The sequence below is a fragment of the Tolypothrix campylonemoides VB511288_2 genome (genome assembly GCF_045999855.1).
Taxonomy (GTDB): domain Bacteria; phylum Cyanobacteriota; class Cyanobacteriia; order Cyanobacteriales; family Nostocaceae; genus Scytonema; species Scytonema bouteillei_A.
Map to the genome: position 1 here is coordinate 259,262 of NZ_JBFPMW010000006.1, position 25,501 is coordinate 284,762.

At 42.4% G+C, this 25,501-nt stretch carries 16 protein-coding genes; 11 read left to right on the top strand and 5 right to left on the bottom strand.

Features of this window, described 5'->3' with window-relative positions; all coding sequences use genetic code 11:
- Window positions 1–3 precede the first annotated feature (3 nt).
- Genes asnB through AB0756_RS20210 form a run of 5 tightly spaced genes read left to right on the top strand, consistent with a single transcriptional unit; the run spans window position 4 to window position 5,021 of the window.
- Window positions 4–1,803, top strand: a complete 1,800-nt coding sequence (gene asnB / locus AB0756_RS20190; RefSeq protein ID WP_038085777.1) for an asparagine synthase (glutamine-hydrolyzing) — start codon at window positions 4–6, stop codon at window positions 1,801–1,803.
- Window positions 1,800–2,993, top strand: coding sequence for a glycosyltransferase (locus AB0756_RS20195; RefSeq protein WP_038085774.1), 1,194 nt, complete (start codon window positions 1,800–1,802; stop codon window positions 2,991–2,993). Before asnB ends, AB0756_RS20195 begins: the two co-directional genes overlap by 4 nt.
- A gap of 35 nt (window positions 2,994–3,028) precedes the next feature.
- On the top strand, window positions 3,029–3,829 hold the full coding sequence (locus AB0756_RS20200; protein ID WP_408019758.1) for a glycosyltransferase family 2 protein: 801 nt from the start codon (window positions 3,029–3,031) through the stop codon (window positions 3,827–3,829).
- Window positions 3,830–3,877: 48 nt separating this feature from the next.
- Window positions 3,878–4,474, top strand: a complete 597-nt coding sequence (locus AB0756_RS20205) for a YdcF family protein (RefSeq protein WP_038085837.1) — start codon at window positions 3,878–3,880, stop codon at window positions 4,472–4,474.
- The gene (locus tag AB0756_RS20210) at window positions 4,461–5,021 is read left to right on the top strand and encodes a WcaF family extracellular polysaccharide biosynthesis acetyltransferase (protein WP_038085769.1); all 561 of its coding nucleotides are present in this window, start codon (window positions 4,461–4,463) and stop codon (window positions 5,019–5,021) included. The genes AB0756_RS20205 and AB0756_RS20210 overlap by 14 nt, the downstream gene beginning before the upstream one ends.
- A 110-nt stretch (window positions 5,022–5,131) precedes the next feature.
- Here AB0756_RS20210 and AB0756_RS20215 read toward each other — a convergent pair whose 3' ends face one another.
- Together AB0756_RS20215 and AB0756_RS20220 are read right to left on the bottom strand one after the other, a co-directional pair.
- Window positions 5,132–6,220, bottom strand: coding sequence for a glycosyltransferase family 4 protein (locus AB0756_RS20215; protein ID WP_038085766.1), 1,089 nt, complete (start codon window positions 6,218–6,220; stop codon window positions 5,132–5,134).
- Window positions 6,221–6,965: 745 nt separating this feature from the next.
- Window positions 6,966–9,065, bottom strand: a complete 2,100-nt coding sequence (locus tag AB0756_RS20220) for a GumC family protein (RefSeq protein WP_038085763.1) — start codon at window positions 9,063–9,065, stop codon at window positions 6,966–6,968.
- 728 nt (window positions 9,066–9,793) lie between these two features.
- Here AB0756_RS20220 and AB0756_RS20225 point away from each other — a divergent pair.
- Window positions 9,794–10,327 (top strand): DoxX family protein, encoded by a 534-nt coding sequence (locus tag AB0756_RS20225; protein ID WP_038085834.1) that lies wholly within the window; start codon window positions 9,794–9,796, stop codon window positions 10,325–10,327.
- 260 nt (window positions 10,328–10,587) lie between these two features.
- On the opposite strand, the gene AB0756_RS20230 is transcribed toward AB0756_RS20225, so the two are convergent.
- Window positions 10,588–11,223 carry a Uma2 family endonuclease gene (locus AB0756_RS20230; RefSeq protein ID WP_038085762.1) on the bottom strand — a complete coding sequence of 212 codons (636 nt, stop codon included), beginning with the start codon at window positions 11,221–11,223 and terminating at the stop codon, window positions 10,588–10,590.
- A gap of 328 nt (window positions 11,224–11,551) precedes the next feature.
- Here AB0756_RS20230 and AB0756_RS20235 point away from each other — a divergent pair, with 328 nt between their 5' ends.
- Window positions 11,552–11,887 (top strand): XisI protein, encoded by a 336-nt coding sequence (locus AB0756_RS20235; protein WP_038085756.1) that lies wholly within the window; start codon window positions 11,552–11,554, stop codon window positions 11,885–11,887.
- Between the two features lie 78 nt (window positions 11,888–11,965).
- Here the strand turns inward: AB0756_RS20235 and AB0756_RS20240 are convergent, their stop codons facing one another.
- The gene (locus tag AB0756_RS20240) at window positions 11,966–14,767 is read right to left on the bottom strand and encodes an MHYT domain-containing protein (RefSeq protein WP_237265994.1); all 2,802 of its coding nucleotides are present in this window, start codon (window positions 14,765–14,767) and stop codon (window positions 11,966–11,968) included.
- A gap of 298 nt (window positions 14,768–15,065) precedes the next feature.
- Here AB0756_RS20240 and AB0756_RS20245 point away from each other — a divergent pair, with 298 nt between their 5' ends.
- Window positions 15,066–16,208, top strand: coding sequence for an RNA-guided endonuclease InsQ/TnpB family protein (locus AB0756_RS20245; protein ID WP_050046605.1), 1,143 nt, complete (start codon window positions 15,066–15,068; stop codon window positions 16,206–16,208).
- A 619-nt stretch (window positions 16,209–16,827) separates the two neighbouring features.
- Here AB0756_RS20245 and AB0756_RS20250 read toward each other — a convergent pair.
- A complete protein-coding gene (locus AB0756_RS20250; protein ID WP_050046606.1) occupies window positions 16,828–19,512 on the bottom strand; it encodes an MHYT domain-containing protein in 2,685 nt (894 codons plus the stop codon).
- A gap of 992 nt (window positions 19,513–20,504) precedes the next feature.
- Between AB0756_RS20250 and AB0756_RS20255 the strand changes: the two genes are divergently transcribed.
- The 3 genes from AB0756_RS20255 to AB0756_RS20265 all read left to right on the top strand — a co-directional run bounded on the left by AB0756_RS20255 (window position 20,505) and on the right by AB0756_RS20265 (window position 25,440).
- The gene (locus AB0756_RS20255; protein ID WP_038083431.1) at window positions 20,505–21,896 is read left to right on the top strand and encodes a 3' terminal RNA ribose 2'-O-methyltransferase Hen1; all 1,392 of its coding nucleotides are present in this window, start codon (window positions 20,505–20,507) and stop codon (window positions 21,894–21,896) included.
- Between the two features lie 101 nt (window positions 21,897–21,997).
- The gene (locus AB0756_RS20260; protein WP_038081669.1) at window positions 21,998–22,762 is read left to right on the top strand and encodes a tRNA(His) guanylyltransferase Thg1 family protein; all 765 of its coding nucleotides are present in this window, start codon (window positions 21,998–22,000) and stop codon (window positions 22,760–22,762) included.
- A gap of 47 nt (window positions 22,763–22,809) precedes the next feature.
- Window positions 22,810–25,440, top strand: a complete 2,631-nt coding sequence (locus AB0756_RS20265; RefSeq protein ID WP_050046608.1) for a polynucleotide kinase-phosphatase — start codon at window positions 22,810–22,812, stop codon at window positions 25,438–25,440.
- The last annotated feature ends 61 nt before the right edge of the window (window positions 25,441–25,501 follow it).

The window sequence follows — 25,501 nt, forward strand, 5'->3', positions numbered from 1 at the left end:
TTTATGTGTGGCATCTCAGGAATTCTTACTGCCGATCGGTATCAGGATGCCTTGGAAACAGTTATTCGGCGGATGCAGATAGCGATCCAACATCGCGGACCTGATGATGCTGGTCTTTATATTTCAACTAATAGACAAGCTGCTCTTGCTCATACTCGTTTGTCAATTCTTGACCTCAGTCCAGCAGGGCACCAGCCCATGTCCGCATCTGATGGACGGTACTGGATTACCTTTAATGGTGAGATTTATAATTTTCGACAACTTCGGCAAAATCTCATCTCCCAAGGAGAGCAGTTTTATTCACAAACAGACACAGAAGTTATTCTTAGGCTGTACCAGAGAATGGGGCATAACTGTGTCAAGTATTTACGGGGGATGTTTGCTTTTGCTATCTGGGATAACCTGGAGAAAACCTGTTTTTTAGCTCGTGACCCTCTGGGAATCAAACCGTTATATTATTGGCAATCTGGTTCAACTCTGATTTTTGCTTCAGAACTCAGAGCTGTTCTTGCCTCTAGTTTACCGACTGTTAACATGAGTAAGTCGGGATTATATGGTTACTTGGTAACTGGTTCGGTGCCAGAACCACACACTCTTATAGAAGATATTTACTGTTTGCCAGCCGGTCATTGGTTGTATTGGCAGTCTACTGGAGTAAAGAAAGAGCAGTATTGGCAAATTAACTTCACCCCCGAACAAATTTCACCACAAGAAGCCCAAGAAAAAACTCATGCTGCTCTGGTTGACTCGATTGAACATCACTTTATCAGTGATGTACCTGTAGGAATTTTTTTAAGTGGTGGTATTGACTCAACAACTGTTCTTGCCCTAGCAAGCCAGACACAAAAAGAACAATTAAGTACTTACTCTATCGCTTTTGAAGAAACGCAGTGGAATGAAGGGGAGATTGCCAAACAAATTGCTAAAGAGTTTGGTGCAAAGCACACGGAATATAAAGTCACAGCATCAGCGGCTAAAGAGTTACTACCTAAATTTTTAGACGCGATCGATCAACCAAGTATCGATGGTTTTAATACTTTCTGCGTATCAAAAGTAGCTCGTGAAAGTGGTACTAAAGTTGTACTATCAGGGCTGGGAGGAGATGAATTATTTGCAGGATACCAATCTTTTGTAAAAATTCCACAAATGGTAGCAAAAAGCAAACAGTTGAAAGCAATTCCCATGCTTGCTACCAGCGCAGGGACGGCTTTGGCTCATTGGGGTGTGCCACCAAAAATAAAGCGATTGGGCGATTTTCTTCGGGGTTCTCCCAGTTCATCTACAGCGTATCGAAGCTTTCGAGGAATTTTCTCTCATACAGAAGCTTGTACACTTGCCCATCAATACGTTGAATCTCCTCCAACTTCCTTTCATTGGGAAAACTATCTAAATAATCAGCAACTAACTTTCACCCTAGAAGATGAAGTTAGTTTTTTAGAACTGAGTTGTTATATGCGGAATCAATTACTCCGTGACAGCGATGTTATGAGTATGGCTTGGGGACTAGAATTGCGGGTTCCTCTGGTTGATAGCAGCTTGTTAGAAGCAGTTGCGCCCATCCCTAGTAATCTTCGTTTAGCCTTTGGAAAAAAATTATTGATTGCAGCCGTCCCTAATTTACCTGATTGGGTTGTGAATCGTCCCAAACGAGGCTTTTTCTTTCCCTACGAGCAGTGGATGGCAGGTGAATGGCGAGATTACTTTAGCAATATCACTGCCTCAAATGATATACCCCTCAAACCCTGGTATCGCCGATGGAGTTTGGCAGTTCTTAAGTATTGGTGGGAGCAGGTAACAAAATGAAAGTCCTTCACGTGATTCCCTCTGTTGCTCCAGTCCGGGGCGGTCCGAGTCTTGCAGTCATAGAAATGGTCACAGCACTGCGCGATATGGGTATTGATGCTGAAATAGCCACCACAAATGATAACGGACGAGATTTACTAGATGTATCTCTTGGAGAATGCACTGAGTACCATGGAGTGCCAATTTGGTTCTTTTCTCGATTTTCCCCTAACTCCCATGCTGTACGTGAGTTTGCTTTTTCCCATCAATTAACTGCTTGGTTATGGCAAAAAATTCATCAATATGACCTGTTACACATCCATGCTATCTTTTCTTATCCTTCTACAGTAACGATGGCGATTGCCCGTCAAAAACAAGTTCCTTATATAGTTCGTCCTTTAGGTCAATTGTGCCATTGGTCTCTCCAGCAAAGCGCTCGCAAAAAGCAGATTTATCTCAAGCTTATAGAAATAGCTAATCTTAAGGGTAGCCAAGCCCTTCACCTGACCTCCAAACAAGAAGAGCAAGAAGTTTCTCTATTAAGTTTAAATACCCCCAGTTTTATCTTGCCTCATGGTTTGTCCATCCCGCCCGCAATCCCTGATGCTCGTCAGCGCTTGCGCCAGGAGCTAAATGTTCTGGCAGATGAACCCATCATCTTGTTTTTGTCACGTTTCCATCCTAAAAAAGGTTTGGATTATCTAATTCCAGCACTAGGGAAACTAGCCGATCGTCGCTTTACCTTTGTTATGGCGGGTAATGGCTTGCCAGAGTATGAAAAATACGTAGAATCACTGCTTTTTTCTCATGGCATTCGCACTCATACGCATATTACCGGATTTGTTGAAGGAGAAAGAAAGAATATATTAATGCAGGGAGCAGACCTGTTTGCTCTCACGTCCCACTCAGAAAATTTTGGAGTCGCAGTTTTAGAAGCCCTTGCTGTTGGTCTTCCCGTGCTGGTGACTCCTGGTGTTGCTTTAGCTGGTTTGGTGAAAGAGGAGCGTTTGGGTTATGTTCCAGAACTGGATATAACTGCGATCTCATCTCTTTTAAAACGAGCTTTAGAACATCCTCAAGAAGCAAAGAGTATGGGTGAATATGCCAGGAAACTAGTTTTAGAGAAATATACTTGGAGGAATATATCTAATCATCTTATAGAGATTTACAACAAGATTATCAAACATTATGAGTTGTTTTTAATGCAATAGAGAAAATTTTCTTATTAGCGATACATATCAAAATAATGGAACAAGTTACACCTCTTTTGCTTACATATAATGAAGCGCCCAATATCGCTCGCGTGCTCAAGAACCTTTCTTGGGCAAACAATATTATTGTTATTGACAGCTACAGTACCGATGGAACTCTGGAAATTTTAGCCTCCTATCCACAGGTTCAGGTTTTTAAGCGAAAATTTGATACCCATGCATCGCAATGGAATTATGGTTTAGAAAAAGTTACAACTGAATGGGTACTCTCTTTGGATGCAGACTACATAGTGACCGATGAGCTTTTTCAAGAAATTCAATCGATACCTTTAAATACCTTCATAGATGGTTACTTTGTTCGATTTAAATACTGTGTATTTGGCAAACCATTACATAGCGCTTTATTACCACCCCGCCAAGTTCTTTTCAAAAAAAATAAAGCAAAATATATTGATGATGGACATACTCAGCTGTTACGCGTAGAAGGTCAGTCTAGTTATCTTTCTGGTTATATTTACCATGACGATCGCAAGTCTCTAAGCCGTTGGCTATGGGCTCAAGATCGCTACATGGTGATTGAGGCACAAAAGTTAACAGAAACTCCTAATAATCAACTTAGTTTGGGAGATCGCATTCGCAAACAAAAAATTCTAGCTCCTTTGATTATCTTGTTCTACTGCCTCATCTTAAAAAGAGGTATTTTCGATGGATGGCATGGATGGTACTATGCCTTTCAAAGAGTTTTGGCAGAAGTTTTACTTTCTATTCACTTAATTGAATATGAAAAAATGCAAAAGCAGAATATGGAGACCTTTGTGTTAAAAACGCTGAGTTAAAATTAAGCATCTTAATTGAAGAATACAGAAAATTGGTGGAAGTTATCGGTGAAGCAATTACAGAGCTATCTCAAAAAATATTGGTTTTTTACTGTAGTAGGTCTGTTCATTGTTCTCCTAAGTATTATTCCCATACGTTTAGCGATCACCTCCTATCAAAATCCATTTCCACAAGCCATATTTACTCTTGGTGGGGGTATAGATAGAGAAAAATTCACAGCTCAATTTGCACAATACTTTCCTAATCTAGAAATTTGGGTTTCTAGTGGCACAAATAAAGACCAAGCTAAATCTGTTTTCCAAGCGTTTGGTATTTCAAATCAACGCCTTCATTTAGACTACCGCGCCGTTGACACGGTTACCAACTTCACTAGTCTTGTATCTGATTTTAAACAACGCCAGATACAACACCTGTACTTAATTACCTCTGACTTTCATATGCCACGAGCAAAAGTAATAGCTACCTTAGTTCTGGGCAGTCAAGGCATTACTTTTACCCCTCTTTCCGTTCCCTCCAATCGACCTAAAGAACCTCTCATGAATATTCTCCGCGATTGTTGTCGCTCACTCCTTTGGATTTTGACAGGTCGCACAGGAGCAAGCCTCAATTCTTATGTTATTTATTCGTCATATGCGTTTAGATAATTATACTTTAGGAGCATATACTCCAGGTGCTCCCTTTTGGAAACAACTGTTGTGGTATTTCCTGGGATCGCCTTTAGTACAAAGTTATTGGCTACCCGTGTCTTCTTTCAAGGTTTGGATGCTGCGCTTATTTGGTGCAACGATTGGTCAAGCAGTCCGTATCAAACCTGGGGTGCGGGTCAAGTTTCCTTGGCGGTTGACAGTTGGCGATCACGTTTGGATTGGTGAAGATTCTTGGTTAGATAACATTGCCCCGATTGCCATACAGAGCCATGTTTGTTTGTCACAAGGCGTATACCTATGTACGGGAAATCATGACTGGAAGCATCCTGATTTTCAGTTAATTGCTGCACCAATTTACATAGAAGAAAGTAGTTGGATTGCAGCAAAAGCAGTTGTTGGTCCTGGCGTTACTATAGGAGCAGGAGCAGTGCTGACATTAGGCGGAGTGACAGGGCATTCATTAGAACCAATGACTATTTACGCAGGTAATCCAGCTCAACCGCTTAAAAAAAGAATAATCAAAGAACAAGAAGTAGTGTGCTAATTAAATAAGTAAAAGCGGTGTAGTACTTATACTCACCGCGTAGTGACTTCTAATATCACTCAATTTCAGTTTAGCAAAAGTCACTTAAAGGTAGATTTAACCTAATTGTTTTAAACGCGACCGTTACTGGCAATAACAGACTTACGGAATTGCCCTACACTTTGAGCAAAGCGATCTGCTAGGATTTGTCTGTAAACCGCTTCATAACCATCAGTCATTGCTTGATAGCTAAAACGCTTAAAAACATATTCCCGACAACCAGCCCGGTCTAATTCAGCAACCTTGTCAACAGCAGCTACACACTCCTCTACAGTGTTGCAAAGGAACCCTGTCTTTCCGTGGGCAATCACCTCTTTTGTAGATCCCAGTTTCATAGCAATCACTGGAGTACCAGATGCCATTGATTCAATCATCACTAACCCAAATGGTTCTCGCCAGGTAATGGGGAACAAAGTTGCAACCGCACCGCCCATCAATACATTCTTTTGCTCGTGGTTAGCTTCACCCAAATACTGAATCTGTTTGCCATCGATAAGAGGTTTAATTTCCCTTTCGTAATACTCTACATCAACGACATCTACTTTACCGGCCATCTTCAAACGCCAACCCGTTCTCTTGGCTATCTCTATTGCATGATGCGGTCCTTTTTCAGGAGATATACGACCTAGGAAGGCTAAATACGGCTCTTCATCTGGTTGGGGATAGAATTTATAACTGCTGACATCAATACCGTTGTAAACCGTTGCCGCATAGTTCAACCCCAGCCTTGGTTCCCTCTGTGCATCGGAAATACTAACGTATGGTTGCTTTTTCCCATACCTATACATCTTTTCATTATCAGGGGTAAAAATACCGTGCAATGTATGAACGGTGGGGGTTTTTACCAGATTGGCATAGGGGATCACTCCATAACCCATATGAGAGTGAATAACGTCAAATTCTTCCGCCATTTCATACACCCGGCTGAGTTGCAACGTTTCGTAAACGTTATACTCCTTTACTTTCTTATCAAGTCTAAGGGCTTGGGGGTGAACCGAGACAAGGTTTGCCAGACTGATAGAATCTCCCGATGCAAAAAGGGTTACTTCGTGTCCGCGACGGACTAATTCATCAGTCAGTAACCCCACTACTAACTCTACGCCACCATAAGCTGGGGGCGGTACTCTCTCCCATAATGGAGCAACCTGAGCAATCCGCACAAATAACCTCCTAAAAAGTTAATTTATCAAAGTGCAGACCTTCTTACTAATGCATCATTTGAAGCTACCCTGTCTGCATGAGAGCTTGGTAAAAAGAAAAAATTTAGTAAGAATCATATACAAACTGTATAGGGTTTCTTCAAGATTCTCTGTCTATCCCAGGTAGGGAAATTCTTATCTACCCCACACAATACAAAGTTTTTATTTATTAATCTTTGTTCCCGATTTATTCTTTCTATAGAACGTTAACAAAATAATAAAGATATATAAAAATACAATTTATCTTTCTAAAAGAATATTACTTTAGTTGTAGAAAAGCACATTTTGAATTCTATTGCTCGACCTTGTCAATCTTCCAAAATAAAGATAATTCTCCCAATTAACTTAATTAAGATATTTAAAGCCTTATTGTCTTCTAAAAAATGGCTAATGTTGTAACAATAGTAGCGTAGCTTGAGTAAATTTAGTTGAATTCGTTAAATTTCAGAGCCTGAAACTCTAAAAGTATTGGGACGTTTGTAAGCAAATTGAATTATTTATACAAATGAGCGATCGCTTAATTTCTATAAATAATCTATTTTATAAGTATGGATAATCAAACTAATTAGGACTTACGCATAGGGGGGAGCGACAATATGTAAAATACCCAAAATGGCGTTGAGGTTGCGTCAGTCCTACTAATAACACTTGATTTTCAAGCATCAGCGTATGAACCCAAGTTATGGGGGAGAGCGTCCCCCCGCCCCTACACTCTCGCTGCACTCACACTATAAGTCGCAGTCTTAGTCTGTGCCGCATTAATCGCCACACCCAAAACATGCTGACCGGCTTTTTCCAGCAGATCTTTAGATAGCTCAATATTGCTGGAATCTGCCACTCCTGGTCTAACAACAAATAAGACGCCATTAGAAATCTTACCTAGAATAGTAGCATCAGCTGCTACGGTCAATGGAGGAGTATCGATAATGACAAAGTCATAAGTTTGTGCAACTTGCGCCACCAATACAGCCATTTGGCTGGAATCGAGCAAGGCAACTGGATTGCGAGTTGCAACACCTGCAGTAAGTACTTGCAAATTCGGCTGGACTTCAACTATAGACTCTTCCAAAGAAGACTCACTTGTGAGGACGCTGCTTAAACCACGCTCGTTTGGAATTTCCCAGATTTTATGCTGGCTGGGATGACGCAAATCTCCATCTATGAGCAACACTCGGCGTCCTAACTGAGACATGGCAACAGCTAAATTAACAGCAACAGTAGATTTGCCTTCTTTAGGTACGGAACTTGCAACGACTATGACTTTGATAGGTCTATCTGAGTTAAAAAATCTCAGATTGGTTTGAAGCATTTGGAATGCTTCGCTGACAGGAGAATCGGGATTATTTCTGACAATGACTTCTGGAACAGCGTGAATAAGATTGCGATGGGGAAAAGGAGGAACGATCGCAAGTACAGGATAAGAGGCTAACAAGTCTCGAGCCGATTTAGAAGTTTTAACAGTACCGTCAACTTTCTCTAACAGCCAAGCAGCAGCGCTAGCCAAAACAATTCCACCAACTAAGCCTTGCAGCAAGTTCACGTACTGACGGCTCTTTATCGGCTGTCCTGGGACTAAAGCAGGTGTGATAATTCGAGCATTACCTACTTCCTGATTCTCTGCTACCTGAAGCTCTTGATATCTATCTAAAAGGTTTTTATAACTAGCTTCAGTAGCAGCTATTTCACGTTCGATTTGACGCTGTTGAAGCTCTAGTTGGGGTAAAGTATTAGCCCTTTGTCTGTAGGAATCAATAACTCTATCTAAAGCTTTAAGCCTTACTTGCAAACTCAGACGTTCTGCTTCAGCACCAGCAAAACTCTGAAGGATTCCTTGTTGCAAACCTAAAGTTCTAAGTTGAACAATTTTTTCTGGGTCTTTAATTTGGTTAAAGCGTCCTGCTTTACCGATAAAACTTTGTTCTATTCGTCGCTTGAGTTCTTTATTGAGAATGTTGACTTGCTCTTTCAAGTTAATCACAGTTGGGTGAGCATTTGTTAAGCGGAGTCTTGAAACTTCAAGCTTTTGTTGAGCCTCTTGTAACTGTCCGAGAACAGAAATAGTTGTAGGAGATTCACCAACAAAACCTGCAATAACTGCTTCTTGCGAGCTCACACCAAACATACTCTGGATTGATTCCTTACGCGCCGTTTGAGCTGCAAAATCAGATCTGGCTGCAGCTACTTGCCTATCTAGCTCGCTGAGAATATTTACACTAGATGCTGCTTCTGCTTTGAGGTCTAAAACTCTATTTCGCTGCTTAAATCTTTGTAATGTCTCTTCCGCCGCTTGTAATGCTGCTTTCCTTATCGGTAATTGTTGCGCTATAAAATCTCTAGCAGACCTAGTTTGGGCACGATTTGCATTTATGTCATTTTCTATGTAAATTCTCATTAGGGTATTGACAATAGAGGCAGCCTTTTTTGGTTCTGTACCTACGTAAGATAGTTCCAGGATATCAGTACCCTTGATGTTAGAAACTTGTAGTTCTTTTAACAAAACTTGAGGACTTTGAGATAGCCTTAAAGCAGCTATAGCTCTTTCTGCAAGAGGCAGAGAACGCAAAATAGCCGCTTCATTATCTAAAGGATTACCACGTACTGAAGTTTCTAACTGTCCTAGTTGGCTACCAACCCCTGTCAAAGAAGAGGTCGTATTCTTTTTAAATAAAAGTTGACCGCTTGCTTGATAAATAGGTGTATCCTGCATCGTTTTCACAACACTTAACAGGAATACAGCCAAAAAGACGATAGAAGCTGGTAACCATCGCCGTCTCAAAATAAACCAAATTTGTACGTAATCTTCCATGGTTGTTGTTGTAGGGGGAAGCAGGTTTTACTTAATGTAATTTTTTAGATAGCAAAATACACCCTCAGTAGACAAAAGCCAAACTCTTAGAAAGACCTGTTAAATTTATCTCCAGGCTTGTGTCGTGTCTGATAACTTTAAATTAGTTATGTTTAATAAAACTCTCTAAAGTATAGGAGCCCTCACTGTAAATGCTAATGGCAGATTTACGGAAAATAATTAGCGATCCCTCTGAGATTTTAAAGCTCTCTCCGAGTAATTACCGTTGACAAATGATAGTGAGAGTCTGTGAAGAGATATTTTTCAACTACCGACATTCACCGATCGCTAAAGATAACTACATTTAAATAGCTTTAAATTTATCTAGACTAACACAGAATCTTAGCGGTTATTAACAACACATTTATCCCTAAGCCAGTGTATGGAGAACCAAAGAATGCAACGAAATGTAAAATCATAGATTTCACACCCAGTAGTCCTATGTAGCCTTTGGCAAGCCTAATGACGAACGAACTAGTATAAATAAAAACCTAAATTAATGATTTGCGTTGATTTACTTAAGCAAAGCTCAGACAAATTGATATCGAGACGCGATCGCATTCAATACAGCATTTCATCGTGGTTAGTTGTGAGCGATCGCCACTTCAGTTACAACTACTTATTTACATTTCTTTATGTTTTTGTTAAGTTTTTTAATATGTCCTCATAATATCACTCATACTGCAAACATGACCACCACAACCCTTCTGACCAGTATCTTCAAACCCAACGTAAATCCCAGTGTCTCCTCCCAAACAGCTTGGGCGCTCCTGAGAGTCATCGTTGGCATCATCATGATCCACAACGGGTTAGACAAACTAGGTAACATCGAAAGCTTCTCTCAAGCCTATGTCGAAGTCATCGGTTTACCCTTTCCCCTGTTTTTCAGCTATGTAGCAGCCTTCACCGAACTCCTAGGCGCACCACTACTCGCCATTGGTTTGTTTACCCGCGTGGCATCGCTCGGTTTGTTCTCAACCATGTGTGTGGCTGTCTACCATCACATCCTGGTTGCAGGCTTCAACATTTCCTACCTAGAACTGTCTTTAATTTATGCAGCGTGCTTTCTCTTCTTCACCATCAATGGTGCAGGTCTATTTTCCACCGATGCCCTAATTGCCAACCGGCTGGATGCTAATTCCCTATCCATCCAAGCCAAGCAAATCATGCGTCTGGAGAAGTCTTATCAAGCAGCAAGTGCTGATAAAGTATCAGTTGGCTAATGGCTAAAGCTAATGGCTAATAGCTAATGGCTAATGGCTAATTGCTTTTTGACGATTAGCTATTAGCTATTAGCAGTCTTCACTCTTATTTTTATATTTCATTTGGGACTGCTATACCAGTTTTCTATGAAGATGCATACAATTAGCCTGCGAAGGCAGGCTTTGTTTGTATAGCTCCACATTTCCAATGTGAGGGCAATAATGTGCAACTTCACATAGAATTACTCTTAGCCTTTGCTTCAGCAGGGCGAGTGTCAATCCTAATCAGAGGCCAAAGAACGGCGTAATTCGCGAATAGCTACACCCGTACCGCGATCGCCTGCTGTTTTTAAACACTGAGCGATAACAACTCCTAAATCCACATTAGGGAAGTAGCGGCTGGTTGGTTGCAGCTGGTATTGATTTTCCTGCAAACCATAAATTGCTAAGCGATCGCGTTTGAAGATCCAAACTTCTGGAATACGGTACGGGATATAGTCGTTAACATCAGTGTATGAAGTGACATCAATTTCAATTGCTAAATCGGGTGATGGATCGGTATCCCACTCCAACCTGTCTCGTCCCACCACTGCTTGCCAATTATCAATATAAAAGCAATAATCTGGTTCAATACCGCTTTCAGAAGGCAGTTCCATTGTAATGGGTGTAAATGCTTCATAATTGCGGTTTTGGGCATCAAGTAAAACTTTCACAACATCTGCCAAAATATTCGCTTCACGTCCGTGTTTCGGCAGTGGTGACATGAGTAAAATTTCCCCAGAGCGATACTTAATACGTGGAATGGAGGAATCGCCTCGACTATCGCAAAGGGTACGATAGAGTTGCCAGGAACCAGGCATTCTCACCAACGTTCCGGAGGGTAGCTGAATATTTTCGCTCGAAATGACGGCGTACATAGTTTTGATGGAGCGACTGACTCCCATGATAAGCTGTCTTTAGATGATATTGAATTTAATTCATGCTTAGCGCTTAAAAATCACAATACAGACGAAACCTGCCGGATGTAGGTTTGTTTAATAAAGTCCACATAGGTGGTGAGTCCAGCGCTGCAGGCGGGTTTCCCGCCGTAGGCGACTGGCGAACCCGAAGGGACTTTGTTTGTATAGTTGCGAATTATATTCGCCTCTAGCGCTCTTAAGTTCTTCAGGAATGATTTAGGATTGCTATATCTGAAAACCAACTTAAAATTATTGTTTACAACATTGAAAATGAGGAAATTGTCCAATGGCTAAAATAGACGATTATCGAAATAAAATTCAACAACTTCTTAATAAATATACCAAGTATAAACCAAGTTACGGTGAAGTAGAAGTTGAACCAATATTTGATACAGAACGCAATCATTACCAAATTCTAAGAGTAGGCTGGAACAACCAAAAGCGTATTTACGGTCCTATAATGCATCTTGATATTATAAATGAGAAAATTTGGATTCAACAAAATACGACTGAAGTTGACATTGCCTTGGAACTAATAGAAATGGGAGTACCCAAGCATGATATTGTCATTGGATTTCACACTCCGAAAATGCGAGAATTTACAGATTTCGCAGTAGGGTGAGAAGCCGGGAAGGGTCAGGGTGAGGGACTCCTAAGCCCCCTCGCCCGTGGAAAAGGGGGTTGGGGGTGAGGGCAAAACCTACCGCTTCACAGAGTGTTTGCCATTGCCATTGTGAACTACCACAGAATCCAGAACAGTATACTCGCGAGTATCTATCGTCTCCAGCGCCATAGGCGGCTCAACAATGGCACTTTCCTGCTTCTCCTCAGTGGTAAACACCGCAACGGAATCCTGCAATTGCTTTGCTACACTCACAGTCTGATCCAAAGAGCTCGAAACCAAGCGAGAAAATTCACTCGTATGGAAAGAATCATGAGCAATCTGCTTCATCAACGACGCCACCAGTTGTGAAGTTTGCGCTTGGGACACCGTTGCATCAGAAATTAACTGCACCAACTCATCAATCTGGCGGGATACATCTAAAATCTCCCCTAATTGCATCTTAGTATCTCTCACCAAATCCGTCCCTTCCACCACCTGATTCATTCCCTCTTCCACAGCTTTTACCACTTCCGTGGTTTCAAACTGAATGTTATCCACAATTTGCTCGATTTCTTGAGTCGCTTGTGTCGATTGAGCCGCTAATTGACTCACTTCTTCTGCAACCACACTAAAAGCCCGACCTTCTTCACCCGCTTTTGCTGCTTCAATGCTGGTATTAATCGCAATAATATTTGTTTGCAAAGCAATTTGTTTAATCAAAGCCACCACTTTGTAAATCTCTTGAGAAGATTCACCCAACCGCTTCACCTTCTTAGCCGCTTCTGACATGGTTAAACGCAGATTCATGATGCTATTAACCGTCAAATCCATAGAACTGTTTCCGCTTTCAGCAGCAGTGGACGCCGTGCGAGCCATAGTTGCTGCTTGGTGTGCGCTATCTGCCACAGCTTGGATGGAAAGCGCCATTGCATCGAGAGACTGTAAAGTGTTGGTAATTTCTTCAGCTTGTTTGAGAGCATCATCAGCCAACAAACGCATTGCTTCTGAGTTTTCCCCAACGTAAATATTGACCTGTGCGGCGGTGTGTTTCACCTGAGTCACAATATGCCGCAAATTTTGAATAATGGCATTGAAAAACTCAGCCACAACCCCAATTTCCCCTACGGAAATTTCCGCACGTACCGTCAAGTTACCCTTAGACACTTCCCGAACATCATCGAGCAGCGCAACCACTTGCCGTTGCAACGTTTCCTTACTGTCTCGCAACATTTCTTGTGTCTGTGTTCGTTCTGTAATATCTGCCTGTACTCCAATAAAATGAATCACCTGTCCCAACGCATCCCGAACTGGTGAAACGGTCAGCTGATTCCAAAAAGGAGTTCCATCTTTACGATAATTCTTAATCACAACTTGGCAATCGCGTTCTTCTCTGACAGCGTCGTGTATCTCTTTCACCGTCGTTGGATCTGTATCCGGTCCCTGCAAGAAACGACAGTTTTGCCCCAGTGCTTCTTTTTGCGAGTAGCCGGTGATTGTTTGAAATGCAGCGTTGCAAAAGATAATGGGGTTATCTGCCTGACGCGGGTCTGTAATGAGAATACCATTGCTAGCCGCAGCAATAGCGCGATCGCGCACCCGTAAAATTTCCTGTGCTTGCTGCAATTCATGCAACAGATTTGCCTGTTCCAAAGCAATCCCTATTTGAATTGCCAATTGTCGGAATAACTCAACCTCCGTCTTTTGCCAAAGTCGAAAACCGCAGCACTGATGGCAAAACAGCAAGCCCTGGAGTTGATTGTTATTCAAAATCGGCGCAGCCATATAAGCCTTAATCTGGAAATGTTCTAAAATCTCCAAATGAGCTTGAGCAAAACCCACATCGTAAATATTGTTCGTTACCCAAACCCGACCACCGTTGTAAGTTTCAATATAACGTTCCCAAAAAGAATCATTCACTGTATGCCCTAGGAGGGGATTCCAATTTAACCCTACCTCCTCCGCAATGATTGTTCCACTCCAGTCAGGATTAAAGCGGTAGATAATCACCCGGTCTGTACCCAAAGCTTGCTGCACTTCACGGACCGCCGTATTGAGAACATCATCCAACTTGAGAGAACGGCGAATGCGGAGAGTCAATTCTGTAAATTTCTGCGCCCGCAAAACTTCCGCTTCCTGCTGTCTCAAGAGTATAGCTTGCGCTGACATCCGGCGATCGATAAAAGATGTCAGCAGAGTAAACGCCAAAATAATCAGGGTACACACCCCAATCCCAGTTGCTAGCAAGGTTAAAGAAGAATTTGCCTGATTTGCCAACACCCTACCCACAGCTTGAGTTGGCATAAAAGAAGCTGCTGCCATTCCCGTGTAATGCATACCAGCGATCGCGCACCCCATCAGCAGCGAACTTAATATCCGCGATGACCTTCCCTTGTGGCTCGTTTGCATCCGGAAGTGAAAAGCAATCCACAAAGCCGCAATAGATGCTGCGATCGCAACAAGCACTGACAGTACAAATAACACGGGATCGTAATGAGTGTGAGCCTCCATCCTCATAGCTGCCATCCCAATATAATGCATGGCAGCAATCCCCAGACCCATTAACACCCCCCCAAACAGCAAGCGCTGCCAGCTCAAAAATTGGCGACTGGCAAGAAAGAGCGCTCCTCCAGAAGCAACGACAGCAGGCATGATTGAGAAAATCACCGTCTTCACATCATAGGCAATAGGGACTGGCAAACTAAAAGCAAGCATGGCGATAAAGTGCATCGACCAGATACCAATTCCCATCGTGATGCTACCGCCAATCAACCAAATCAGCCTGATCTTTTTCTCAGCCGCCGTCACGCGCCCTGCTAAATCTAGAGCTGTGTAAGATGACAGTACTGCGATCGCTATAGATAGCGCTACTAAGCCCTGGTGGTAGGTGCTACTCATCATTGGTAAATTCCCCTGGTGTCCCAAAACAATCTTTTTGAATAGTTTATTAAAACTTAATTTTCGTATCTTTTATTACCAGTAACCTAGAAAAACAAAAAAACATATAAATTGGGTAGACCTTTTAGTGGATGAGCCTCATTTTTCATCTGGAACCTCCGGGAGCAGGGAAACCTTGTGTCTTTAGACCAAGGAGGAACTGCGACTCGTGCCATTTTAATGGCAGTGAAATTGTCTTGAGAACTCGTTGCATACTCAAACCGTCCTTTATTATAATTGGATGAGTTTTCAAGTTATTTAAATGCAGACAATATCTGTAAAATGCAAGATTGAAGTTCCTGTAAAGTTGCAGCAAGAGATTGACGCAACTTTAGAGGGGTTTGCAGATGCTTGCAACCAGATATTGTCCGTTGCAAAACGCGAAAAATGCTGGAATACAACCAAGTTGCATCACTTGGTTTACAAGAGCGTTCGTGAAGCCACGGGGTTGAAAGCAAATCACGTTTGCCAAGCGATTCGTCGCGTGATTGGCAACGCTAAGGCTGTTAAACAAATCCACGCATTCAGACCAACGTCCATTAATTTGGATGCTCGGACTTTTCAATACATCGAAGAGTCCCAAGCCGTTGGCGTGACATTGATAAGTGGACGCAGGAAGTTTAAGTTGAGCATCGGTAACTATCAACTGGGGTTGCTCAAAGGTCAATCTCCAACTGCTGCCACTCTCAACAAAACCAAACGGGGCGACTACTATATCAACATCGCTGTTGATGTTCCAAGCCAACCACCGGGCAAAACGCCCAGAGTAATTGGCATTGACCTCGGCAGGCGAGATATCGCCACGACAAGTACTGGAAAATCTTGGAGTGGCAAACAGATTCAATTTATCCGTGACCGCTACAGTAAGGTCAGAGCTAATGTTCAACGCAAACGCACTCGGAGTTCTAGAAGACTCCTGAGACGGCTCTCTGGCAGAGAACAACGCTTTCAAAAGTGGCTGAATCACAACATTTCTAAAGAAATTGTCTTTGAAGCAAAACAAAGTAATGCCGCACTTGCTTTTGAAGATTTGACAAACATTCGAGAATCGCTCAACGAAAAGCCACGTTCTAAAACGGAACGACGTAGAACCAACAATTGGGCATTTTATCAGTTGCGGTTGTTTACCCAATACAAGGCAAGTATTGCGGGAGTGCCAGTAGTTTTGGTTCCACCTGCTTACACGAGTCAGACTTGTTCGCGGTGTCACCACGTACATCCGGTTAACGGTAAATCGTATCGTTCTGGTAAGTCGTTTAAATGTGGACATTGTGGTTTTGAATGTGATGCCGATTTGAATGCGTCTGCCAATATTGCAGTTTTGGGGTACTCCGCAATCGTGCCCGAAAGTCCGGGGATGAGTTGTTTGTTGGAAGGGCAGCGAAGGGCTGTTTCCGACAAATAGGCGTGAACTGGGCTAAAGCCCCGTCTCTTTAGAGCGGGGTTGCTTACAAGAGACATTCTTGCACAAAAGAATTTTTCGTAAAAGCTCTTCCACATAAATTTTTTTAAAAAATAAAAACTAAAAAAAATAAAAGCCGCAAGCAAGATATTCTCGCGCTCACGGCTGAACCGCTATTATCCCCATTTGAACTCTCTATATCTTATATTTTAAACCATAAAAACCCTAATTTTGTACAGTAGGAAAAGTAGGTTAGTTACTGTATTTTTTTAAAAAAATAAAGACTGAAAAGTAGGAAAAGACGCAAAGATAAACACATTTTACTATATTTAATATCAATCAAAAATTGATTATTTTCTTATTAATAAATGTTATTTTCTCATTGACTGTCATCCTATAGTTGGCAAGAAGAAACAGAATTGTGTTATGAAATCAATACCTTTGCCAATTTCTTAAAAACCCTACAGACTGGAAGTCTGTGGCTACATAAACAAAGCCCACCTGCGTGGGCTAAAACCCAAAGCCCACCTGCGTGGGCTTTATTTGTACAGCCCTACTCTTCCAGAGTGAGGGCGTTTTGGCAAAAGTATTGACTGAGCAGTCGCTATTTGCTGTTTACCTATCAACGCCGCACTCTTTCTGTTTTGAAAACACCAACTGAAGCCTGAAACTCCTGCGCCATCTCCACAGTTTGCAGTAAAGAAGTAGAAACTTGACGAGATAAATCGCTTGTCCGCAAAGAACTGTCAGCAATTTGCTTCATCAAGCATACCACTGCTTGAGAAGTTGCTGCTTGAGAAACGGTGGTATTGGAAATAGAATGGAGTAAATTATCAATTTGGCAAGAAACATCTAAAATTTCACCAAGCTGGAGCTTTGCATCTTGGACACACTCAGTTCCATCTACCACTTGTGTCAATCCCTGTTCCACAGCTTTGATTGCGGCTCTTGCTTCTAACTGAATATTGTCCACAATTTGTTCAATATCTTTCGTTGCTTGGGAAGCGCGAAGAGCTAATCCACCAATTTCTTCTGCAACCACCGTAAAGGCTTGACCTTCCACGCCTACTTTTGCTGCTTCAATACTCGTGTTAATAGAGAGTACGTTAGTTTGCAGGGCAATTTGGTTAATCATGGACACAACTTTGGTAATTTCTTGAGATGCTTCACCCAATCTCTTGACTTTTTTGGCAGTCTCTGAAATTGTCAACCGCAAGTTCATAATATTATTAACAGTATGTTCCATTGCATTTCTTCCTGCCTTGGCAGTTGTCGATGCACTGCGAGCCATCTCTGTTGCTTTATGAGCGTTGTCCGCCACATCTTGAATTGACAGCGCCATGGAATCCAATGATTCCAAAATATAGTTAATCTCTTCGGCTTGTTGAAGTGCTTCATCTGCTAACTCGTGCATTGCTTCTGAATTGTCTCCAACAGATACGTTTACCTGTCGGGCTGTATTTTTTACAGATATAACAATTTGTTGCAGACTTTCAATAATAAGATTGAAAAAGTCAGCAATCACCCCAATTTCTCCTGGTGTAATTTCTGCACGCACGGTTAAATCGCCTTTAGCAGCTTCTTGAACATCGTTGAGCAGTTCTACAACCTGTCTTTGCAAAGTTTCTTTACTGGATTCTAATTCTTGCTGTGCTTGCATTCTTTCTGTAATATCTGCTTGCACTCCAATAAAATGACTCACTTGTCCTGAAGCATCTTTGACTGGTGAAACTGTCAATTGATTCCAGAAAGGAGTGCCATCTTTACGATAGTTCTTGATAATGACTTGGCAATCACGTCTTTGTTGCAAGGCATTGCGTATTTCTCCCACAGTCGCCGGATCTGTGTCTCTTCCTTGCAAGAAGCGACAATTGCGTCCCATAACTTCTTGTGACGAATAGCCAGTGATGTTCTCAAAAGCAGTGTTGCAAAAGATAATGGGATTATCCGATTGCCTAGCGTCGGTAATGATGATGGCATTACTTGCTGCTGCGATCGCGCGATCGCGCAACCACAACACTTCCTGCGCCTGTCGCAATTCGTGTAACAGATTTGCATGTTCTATGGCGATACTGACTTGAATTGCCAACTGTCCGAACAAATCCACTTCCGATTGCTGCCATTTCCGAAATCCAGAACATTGATGAGCGCACAACAACCCAACAAGCGCATCGTTAATGACAATTGGTGCAACCACATTTGCCTTCACTTGAAGATTTTCTAATATCTCGCGGTGGCAATCTGTAAAGCCTGCTTCGTAAATATTATTAGTTGCTCTAACTCTTCCATTTTTGTACAACTCCCTACAGTGTTCGTTCATTGGATCGTTCAATGTTTTGCCTATTGTTCGCATCCAGGTGCGTGTCACTGATTCGGCAACAATCGTGCCACTCCAATCAGGCTTGAAGCGATAAATGATAACACGATCTATATCTAGAGCTTGACGAATTTCATTGACAGCAGTGTTGAGCACATCATCCAAACTCAACCAGCGTCTGATTCGGAGAGTCATGTCTGTAAATTGTTGCGATCGCAAAGCGTCTGCTTGTTGCTGTTTGAGAATCTTGGTTTGAGTATATAAATGTCTATCGACAAGGGAAGTGAGTAGCGTAAAACCCAGAATGATAAAAGTTGCTAGCCCCAGACAAATACCTAACAAAGTATCATCTGTTTGAACGTCTTGTACAAAAGAAACTGTTTGCGCTAACTTATTGGGTGTAAAAGAAGCTCCAGCCATCCCTGTGTAGTGCATCCCGGAAATAGCAATTCCCATAGCAATAGCACTTGAAATCTTAATAAAACTTCCAGCCTTGGTTTTCCGGGTGTAAAAGCCCAGCCATAAAGCTGTAATTGAAGCAGCAACAGCAATGATTAAAGAACCTGCAAACCATAAAGGGTCATATTGCGTATTGACTGCCATCTGCATTGCTCCCATACCCGTATAGTGCATGCAGGCAATGCCCAAACCCATCAATACGCCTCCAATTAACAATCTCCCAAAACCTAAAATCGGGCAACTGACTAAAAAAAGTGCGGCTCCTGAAGCAAGAATTGCAGGTAATATTGAGAATAAAACTTTGCCTAAATCGTAAGAAATAGGTGTTGGTAGGTATAAGGCTAACATGGCAACAAAGTGCATTGACCAGATACCAATTCCTATAGCGATCGCACCTCCAATTAACCAAGCGATTCTGACTTTTTTACTGACTGCACTCATGTGTCCTGCTAGGTTTAACCCCGTGTAGGAAGCAAAGACTGCGATCGCTATAGATAATGCCACTAAATTTTGGTTGTAGGTGCCATTCATTGCTTTTTTCCCTGATAGTCGTTAGTGGTTGGTAATTGTAAGTGTGTAGTCGTGCTATAGCTGACGCCACACTTTGGCGAACAGCGCCAGTTTTTCTTTGCGTCTTCCTCCATTGGATAGAAATCATGTCTAAATCAAGTATTCATAAAGTTAAAAAGATAAAATTTAAATCTTTTATGAATTATCAATCTAGTAGTATGAATTGTTGGAATTAGCTGCTATTATTACATGAATATTTTTTGGTTAAAATAGATTTTTTTTTAATAGTTCAAAGAGCTAAAAAATAGATAAATTAGCTAAAGAACAGATAATCAAGAAAAAATTTTGGTTGCAATAAGTAAATCAGTGGAAAGAATCATTAGTAGTATGTAGTGGCAATACACAGGAAGTATCCCGTTTTGGCAAAATGTCCTCAGAATAGAATTCGAGACGACAGGCGCTATCTCAGGAGCGGAGACGCTACGCGAACAACGGGGGGAACCCAGAGCAGTCGCCTCAACGGGGGGCTTTGGGGTCCCCACGAAGTGGGGTTGGGGGGAAACCCCCCTCCCTTGTTCACCAGTTGCCAGGGCGCGGGAAACCCCTCCCTTGTTCGCCAGTTGCCAGGGCGCGGGAAACCCGCCTACAGCACTGGTCTCACCGCCTACAGCACTGGTCTCACCGCCTACAGCACTGGTCTCACCGCCTACAGGGCTGGACTCACCACCTACGTGGACTTTGTTAAAAATAACCTGCGTAGGCAGGTTTCGTTTGTATAGCCGCGATTTCAATCGCAAACTTGTTTTTTTCAAATTGGCATACTCCCAATACACACGCTAAACGGCTCCTACAGACCAAATAAAAGTGTCTAACAGAACTTCGTTTGCACGGTTCCCATTTTCTCCACTGACACTGTTTGCATGAGTCAGCTATAACTGTAAAGTTATTTGACTCCTAAATACCCTTAAGACTACTCATGTAGTATTAATGTAATATATATTAATCGAAAAAGAATGCTTCTGACCATAACCACCACACACAACCCAACAACTGACTTGGGTTATCTCCTGCACAAACATCCAGAGCGCTGTCAATCCTTTTCGCTCTCCTTTGGACAAGCACACGTCTTTTACCCAGAGCTTAGCGAAGACAGATGCACGGCGGCGCTGTTATTGGATATCGACCAGATAAAGTTAGTGCGGGGACGCGGTGCAACTTTGGCAGAGTACGTGAGCGATCGCCCTTATGTGGCTTCATCATTTTTTAGTGTTGCGATCGCCCAAGTTTTCAGTACAGCCCTTGCAGGGCGGTGTAAAGAACGACCCGAAATGGTACAAACACCCATACCCCTCTTTGCCAGATTAAGTGTTTTACCGTGTCGGGGTGGTGAAGTTTTCTTGCGCCAGTTATTTGAACCATTAGGCTATACTGTCAATGCCGAAAGTCACCAACTCGATGAAGAATTTCCCGATTGGGGACAGAGCCGATATTACACAGTAGAATTGCAGCATACTTTGCCTCTGAGGGAGCTACTCAGTCATCTCTACGTACTCATCCCCGTTTTAGATGATGAGAAACACTACTGGGTCAGCGAACAAGAAGTTCAAAAGCTCCTGCATCATGGAGAAGGGTGGTTAACAGCACATCCAGCAAAACAAGAAATTACCCGTCGCTACCTAAAACGACAGCACCGCCTCACGCGTGCTGCTTTAGCAAAATTAGCAGAAGAAGACCAACCCGATCCAGATTCCTCCCAAGAAAGCCATGCTGAGGAAGAAGCAGAGGTAGAAAAGCCCATCAGCTTAAATCAGCAGAGGTTAAATGCAGTTGTAGCCGCTTTAAAAGAAAATAGTGCAAAGCGAGTCATCGATCTAGGTTGCGGTCAGGGTAGCTTAATGAAAGTACTACTTCAAGACAGCTTTTTTGAACAGATTACAGGTGTAGACGTATCCTATCGTTCCCTAGAAGTAGCACAAGAAAGACTAGACCGCCTGCGTTTACCAAAAAACCAGTGGAACCGGATGCAACTGTTTCAAAGTGCGCTGACCTACCAGGATAAGCGTTTTACCGGACACGATGCAGCCACCGTCGTAGAAGTCATCGAACATCTCGATTTACCCCGCCTTGCAGCCTTTGAGCGATCGTTATTCGAGTTTGCCCAGCCAACAACAGTTATAGTCACTACTCCCAATATTGAATACAACATCAAATTTGAGAACTTACCAGCAGGAAAACTGCGCCATAGAGACCATCGTTTTGAGTGGACCCGTCAAGAATTTCAAACTTGGGCAAATACTGTAGCAAAACGTTTTGGTTACACAGTGCAATTTCAACCTATTGGAGCAGAAGATTCAGAGGTAGGTTCGCCTACACAAATGGCGGTGTTGAGAAGGGTTAATTGCTAATGGCTAATGGCTAATTGCTAATTGCTAATGGCTAATTGCTAATGGCTAATTGCTAATAGAAACTTACAAATTACAAATTATAAACAACTAACCCCTCACAAATGAAATTTGATGAACTTGATAGTAAAATGCGGGTTTTTGAGACAGCACACGACTATTGTGTACTGCCCGGAATTTATATTGTAGCAAGATTAGATGGGCGTAGCTTTACTCGATTGACTAAAGAAACCCATCAATTTGAAGCTCCTTATGATGAAAAATTTCGCGACATGATGCTGACAACAACTGAATATTTAATGCATTGTGGAATAGATATTATTTATGGCTATACCCAAAGTGATGAAATCTCGTTGCTGTTTTCTCGTAACGAAAATAGTTTTGGTCGTAAGTTAAGAAAACTAAATTCAGTTTTAGCAGGAGAAGCAAGTGCTAAGTTTTCTTTATTGCTTGGTGATATCGGTGCTTTTGATTGTCGCATATCCCAACTACCCAGTATGGAAGAAGTTGTAAATTATTTCCGTTGGCGACATGAAGACGCTCATAGAAATTCTCTTAACTCCCACTGTTACTGGAGTTTGCGGCGAGATGGTAATAATGCAACCCAAGCTACCAAAAGACTTCAGAAAATGTCTGTTGCTGATAAAAACGAACTTTTGTTTCAGTACGGTATTAATTTCAATCAGTTACCTAACTGGCAAAAACGAGGTGTAGGTTTGTATTGGGAAGAATATGAAAAATTGGGTTACAATCCCGTAAACGGTGAAGTTGTTCCCACCACGCGACGGCGCATTCTCCATGATTTTAATTTACCTATGAAGGATGAATACAGCCAGTTTATTACAAAAATTATTAACAGTTCATTGTAATTATTCATTAACCATTAGCCATTAGCCATTAGCCATTAGCCATTAACATGAAAATAACACTTCCCGAATTATCTCTAGTTGTTCTTATCGGAGCTTCTGGTTCTGGTAAATCAACATTTGCTCGCAAAAACTTTCACCCCTTTGAGATATTATCTTCAGATTTTTGTAGGGGACTGGTGTCTGATGATGAAAACAATCAGGCTGCAAGTTCTGCTGCTTTTGATGTGTTGTACTATATTGCAGCTAAGCGATTGGCGATCGGTAAACTCACTGTTATAGATGCTACTAATGTTTACCCGGAAGACCGCAAAAAATTGCTAGCACTGGCACGAGAGTATCACTTTTTGTCTGTGGCGATCGCTTTCAATCTTCCAGAAGAACTTTGTCACCAACGCAACCAACAACGACCAGACCGTCAGTTTGGTCCTCATGTAGTGCGCCGTCACACTCATTTTCTGTTGCGATCGCTGCGAGGTTTGGAAAAAGAAGGTTTCCGCTATGTCTACACTCTCAATTCCGTAGAGGAAATAGAAACTGTAGAAATTGAGCGTCAACCACTCTGGAACAACCGCAAACACGAACTTGGTCCTTTTGATATCATCGGCGATCTTCACGGTTGCTGTGATGAACTTGAAGCTCTATTGCAAAAGTTGGGCTACCAAAAAGACAAGGAAGACAAGGTAGAATCTTCTCCCTTGTTTACCCAATCCCCCCCTCTCCCCATCTCCCCCTCCCCCTCTCCTCATTGGGACTTCCCCACCTACTACCACCCTGAAGGACGCAAAGCAGTTTTTTTAGGTGACCTTGTAGACCGGGGACCTCGGATCTTGGATACGGTAAAACTTGTGCGGAACATGGTTGCAGCAGGAACGGGTTTCTGCATTCTAGGTAATCATGAAAACAAGCTATTGCGGAAATTACGAGGTAAAAATGTTAAGGTAAATCATGGATTGGAGCAAACTTTGGCTGAAATTGAGCTTTTGCCAGAGGATGTGCGTGAATCTTTTACAAAACAGTTGTGTGAGTTCCTCAATTCCCTGATAAGTCATTATGTTTTTGACAAGGGACAGCTGGTGGTTGCTCATGCGGGATTAAAACAGGAAATGCACGGGCGGGGTTCTGGGGCTGTACGGGAGTTTGCTATATATGGTGAAACGACTGGAGAAATTGATGAGTTTGGTTTGCCCGTTCGTTACAATTGGTCTGCAGATTATCGCGGTGAGGCGGTTGTTGTTTACGGACATACTCCTGTTCCAGAACCTGAATGGTTGAATAATACTATTGATATTGATACGGGGTGTGTGTTTGGTGGGAAATTAACTGCATTGCGTTATCCAGAAAGGGAACTGGTTAGCATTCCTGCTTTTCAGACTTATTGCGAACCTATCAAACCAATTGTGGAAACGCGGGGTGCTTCCTTGCAGCAGGAATATGATGATGTGCTTAATATTGAGGATGTCCTCGGGAAGCGCATCATTGATACTCGACTCAAAGCTAAAATTACGATTCGCGAAGAAAATGCGATCGCAGCCTTAGAGGTGATGAGCCGTTTTGCTGCTAATCCCAAATGGCTGATTTACTTACCACCTACCATGTCTCCTGTAGAAACATCTGAAGAACCGGGTTATTTAGAACATCCGATTCCGGCTTTTGCCTACTATCAAAGCCGTGGAATTACGAAAGTTGTTTGCGAAGAAAAGCACATGGGTTCTCGGGCGATCGCGATCGTCTGTCGAGATGAAATAGCAGCGAAAAAACGATTTGGTGTAGTGGATGAGGGAATCGGAATTTGCTATACCCGCACGGGAAGAAGATTTTTTGATAATTTACAGCTAGAGCAAGAATTTTTGACCCGATTGAATGCTGCCCTTTCACACAGTGGTTTTTGGGAAACATTTAATACAGAATGGGTTTGCTTGGATTGCGAATTGATGCCTTGGTCTGCCAAAGCCCAAGCATTATTACAGCAACAGTATGCACCTGTTGGAATTGCATCGCGCCTTTCCTTAACCGATGCTGTAACCTTGTTACAACAAGCCAGTCACCGGGGTGTAGATGTCAGCAATCAACTCAGTTCTTACCAAGAACGAGTCAAAATGGCCCATCAGTACGTCAATGCCTACCGCCGTTACTGCTGGCCAGTCAGTGATATTTCTCACCTCAAACTTGCCCCCTTCCACATATTAGCAACAGAGGGAGCAGCCCATACCGATAAAGACCATCTCTGGCACATGGAACAAATTGCCAAAATTTGCCAGTCTGACCCCAACCTGCTTTTTGCAACCAACTACAAGGCGATCGATTTAACCGATCCCAACAGCCAAGCAGATGGAGTCCGTTGGTGGGAAGAACTCACAAATGCAGGAGGTGAAGGTATGGTCGTCAAGCCAATGCAATTTATAGTTCAAGAAAATCGCGGTATCGTGCAGCCTGCTATTAAGTGTCGCGGACGGGAATATCTGCGGATTATCTACGGTCCTGAATACTCAAAAACTGAAAATTTAGCACGCTTGCGTCACCGGGGACTCTCCCTCAAACGTTCTCTTGCCATGCGAGAGTTTGCCTTAGGTGTTGAAGCATTGGAGCGTTTTGTGGCTCGTGCGCCCCTACGTCGCATCCATGAGTGCGTTTTTGGTATTTTAGCTCTAGAGAGCGAGCCAGTCGATCCTCGATTGTAAATTAGTTGCGGATCGCCCTAGTAGTTCACCACATAAGTTTTGATGGTCACTCACCTCGTTC

Bases quoted from the DNA above. Each gene is read 5' to 3' on its own strand.
- AB0756_RS20225 (WP_038085834.1), top strand. From the start codon at position 9,794: ATGACCACCACAACCCTTCTGACCAGTATCTTCAAACCCAACGTAAAT.
- asnB (WP_038085777.1), top strand. From the start codon at position 4: ATGTGTGGCATCTCAGGAATTCTTACTGCCGATCGGTATCAGGATGCC.
- AB0756_RS20260 (WP_038081669.1), top strand. From the start codon at position 21,998: ATGAAATTTGATGAACTTGATAGTAAAATGCGGGTTTTTGAGACAGCA.
- AB0756_RS20230 (WP_038085762.1), bottom strand. From the start codon at position 11,223: ATGTACGCCGTCATTTCGAGCGAAAATATTCAGCTACCCTCCGGAACG.
- AB0756_RS20210 (WP_038085769.1), top strand. From the start codon at position 4,461: ATGCGTTTAGATAATTATACTTTAGGAGCATATACTCCAGGTGCTCCC.
- AB0756_RS20245 (WP_050046605.1), top strand. From the start codon at position 15,066: ATGCAGACAATATCTGTAAAATGCAAGATTGAAGTTCCTGTAAAGTTG.
- AB0756_RS20235 (WP_038085756.1), top strand. From the start codon at position 11,552: ATGGCTAAAATAGACGATTATCGAAATAAAATTCAACAACTTCTTAAT.
- AB0756_RS20255 (WP_038083431.1), top strand. From the start codon at position 20,505: ATGCTTCTGACCATAACCACCACACACAACCCAACAACTGACTTGGGT.
- AB0756_RS20240 (WP_237265994.1), bottom strand. From the start codon at position 14,767: ATGATGAGTAGCACCTACCACCAGGGCTTAGTAGCGCTATCTATAGCG.
- AB0756_RS20265 (WP_050046608.1), top strand. From the start codon at position 22,810: ATGAAAATAACACTTCCCGAATTATCTCTAGTTGTTCTTATCGGAGCT.
- AB0756_RS20250 (WP_050046606.1), bottom strand. From the start codon at position 19,512: ATGAATGGCACCTACAACCAAAATTTAGTGGCATTATCTATAGCGATC.
- AB0756_RS20200 (WP_408019758.1), top strand. From the start codon at position 3,029: ATGGAACAAGTTACACCTCTTTTGCTTACATATAATGAAGCGCCCAAT.
- AB0756_RS20195 (WP_038085774.1), top strand. From the start codon at position 1,800: ATGAAAGTCCTTCACGTGATTCCCTCTGTTGCTCCAGTCCGGGGCGGT.
- AB0756_RS20220 (WP_038085763.1), bottom strand. From the start codon at position 9,065: ATGGAAGATTACGTACAAATTTGGTTTATTTTGAGACGGCGATGGTTA.